2 protein-coding genes are annotated in these 2199 nt (G+C 69.2%); both read right to left on the bottom strand.

Going from position 1 to position 2199, the window contains the following annotated elements; all coding sequences use genetic code 11:
- Positions 1–77: 77 nt before the first annotated feature.
- On the bottom strand, positions 78–905 hold the full coding sequence (istB, locus tag IL992_RS45425) for an IS21-like element helper ATPase IstB (protein ID WP_193209485.1): 828 nt from the start codon (positions 903–905) through the stop codon (positions 78–80).
- A complete protein-coding gene (gene istA, locus IL992_RS45420) occupies positions 905–2128 on the bottom strand; it encodes an IS21 family transposase (protein ID WP_193209484.1) in 1224 nt (407 codons plus the stop codon). The genes istB and istA overlap by 1 nt, the downstream gene beginning before the upstream one ends.
- Positions 2129–2199 lie beyond the last annotated feature (71 nt).

Below are 2199 nucleotides of genomic sequence, written 5' to 3'. Positions count from 1 at the left end.
TGTCAACGACGCTCGAATTTTGACCCCCTAGCGACGCCTGAAAGTTGACCCCCTGGCGTTGATGTTGGTCGTGGTTGCTACTGATGGTCGTTGCTGGTCTCGGCTGCGGGAACGCGGCCGAGGTCGCGGTTCTTCAGGCGGTAGCTGTCTCCCTTCAGGCTGATGACCTCGGCATGATGGACGAGGCGGTCGATCATCGCGGCGGCCACGACGTCGTCGCCGAATACCTCGCCCCAGCGGCCGAACGGCTTGTTAGAGGTGACGATCAGCGACGCTCGTTCATAGCGGCTAGAGACCAGTTGGAAGAACAGGTTGGCCGCCTCGGCTTCGAAGGGGATGTAGCCGACCTCGTCGACGACCAGCACGGGAATGCGGGCCAGCTTGAGCAACTCCTCTTGCAGCTTGCCGGCGGTGTGGGCCTCGGCCAGGCGGGCGACCCATGCGGCGGCGGTGGCGAACGCGACCCGATACCCGGCCTGGCAGGCCCGGATGCCCAGGCCGATCGACAGGTGGGTCTTGCCGGTTCCGGGCGGGCCGAGGAACACCACATTCTCGCGGGCGGCGACGAAGTCCAGCGTCCCCAGATGCGCGATGACCTCCCGTTTGAGGGAGCGCTGATGGTCGAAGTCAAAGTCCTCCAGGGCTTTGCGGGCGGGGAAACGGGCGGAGCGGATGCGGGCCTCGCCGCCGTGGGACTCACGGGCGGCGACCTCGCGTTGCAGGCAGGCGGCCAGGAACTCCTCATGGCTCCAGGACTCAGCCCTCGCGCGTTCGGCCAGCCGCTCGATGGAGGCGGCCAGCGACGGCGCCTTCAGCACCCGGGTCAGATAGGCCAGCTCGGAGGCCAGGTTGCGGCCTGCGCCCGCGGCCGAGCTGGTCGCGGCGGCGGATTTAGTGCTGGCCATCAGGCCACCCCCTCAACGCCCAGCAGCGTGTCGTAGTCGCTGAGACGGCGCTGCTCGACTTGCACCTGTGCCGGACCGGGCGTGCTCTGGGCGCGGGAGCGGCGCATCGCCGCAGCGGAGGCGGCATGGGCCGGGTCGGTGATGGTCTGGTGGGCGGCCCAGCACCGCTCATGCCGGGCAACCATCCGATCGCCGCACCTCACGCTGACCTGCTCCAGGTCGGCGACCACCTCGACCAGGCGGCCGATCACCGCGGGATGCACCGAGTAGTCGTTGGAGGCGATGCGGACGTAGTGGTCACGCGCCAGCCGGGTCGACCTTCGCCAGCCGACCGCCGGAGCAACCGGTGGCAGGGCGACCATCCCGGCCCGGTCGGCCTCGATCCGGTCGGCCGGGCGGCACTCGATCCGCCGGTGATGGCGCCGGTTGGCCCGCGCCAGCCACTCGGCGAGCTGGGCGTTGAAGTCGTGCGGCCCGGTGAACGACCGTCCGGGCATGAAGGAGGTCTCCAGATACCCGTTCGCCCGCTCCACCAGACCCTTGGCTTCTGGATCGCCGGGTTTGCACTGGCGGATCGCCACCCCCAGCATGCCGCGGAAGGCGCTGGCCTCGGCGGTCAGCTGCGGTCGGCCGCCCTTCCACTGTCCGATGGCGCCTTCGTTGTCCCACACCAGCGTCTTGGGCGCCGCACCCAGCCCGCTGAGCAGGGCCCACATCCCGGCGAACAGGTCGCCCGCGGCGCGGGAGGGCAGCATGCGGGCCATCAGCCAGCGCGAGTAGCCACTGACCATCACCAGCACCGGCAGGCCGGCGGTCTGCCCGGCGCCTACCGGCACCCGCACCGGCGGGAACCACAAATCGCACTGGGCCAGCTCACCCGGCCGATAGGTGGTCCGCGAGGCCGGGTCGAGGGGCTGGTAATGCGGCCGCAGCAGCCGGATGCGGTCCTTGAGCACGGTCAAGGAGTTCTGCCAGCCGATCCGCTCAGCGATCACGGTGGCCGGCATGTCCGGGAACTGCTGCAGCAGCTCGCGGATCTGTGGTTCTACCGCATCCACGATCGACCCCTTGCCCGCCCGCCGATACTTAGGCGGTTCCTCGGCCGCCAGCGCGCGCTTCACGGTGTTCTTCGAGATGCCCATCCGCCGAGCGATCGCCTTGATCGGCATCTGCTCGGCCCGGTGCAGCCGGCGGATCTCCGCCCAGTCCTCCACCTTGATCACCCTCCACAGTGACAGCAGAGGGGTCAGATTTCCGCCGTCGTCTGGGGGTCAGTTTTCACGCGTCGTCGACA

The sequence above is a fragment of the Microbispora sitophila genome, assembly GCF_014892245.1.
In the GTDB taxonomy this organism is placed as follows: domain Bacteria; phylum Actinomycetota; class Actinomycetes; order Streptosporangiales; family Streptosporangiaceae; genus Microbispora; species Microbispora siamensis.
The sequence above is the reverse complement of the archived record's forward strand: the minus strand, read 5'-3'. Positions and strand labels throughout refer to the sequence as shown.

Bases quoted from the DNA above. Each gene is read 5' to 3' on its own strand.
- istB (WP_193209485.1), bottom strand. From the start codon at position 905: ATGGCCAGCACTAAATCCGCCGCCGCGACCAGCTCGGCCGCGGGCGCA.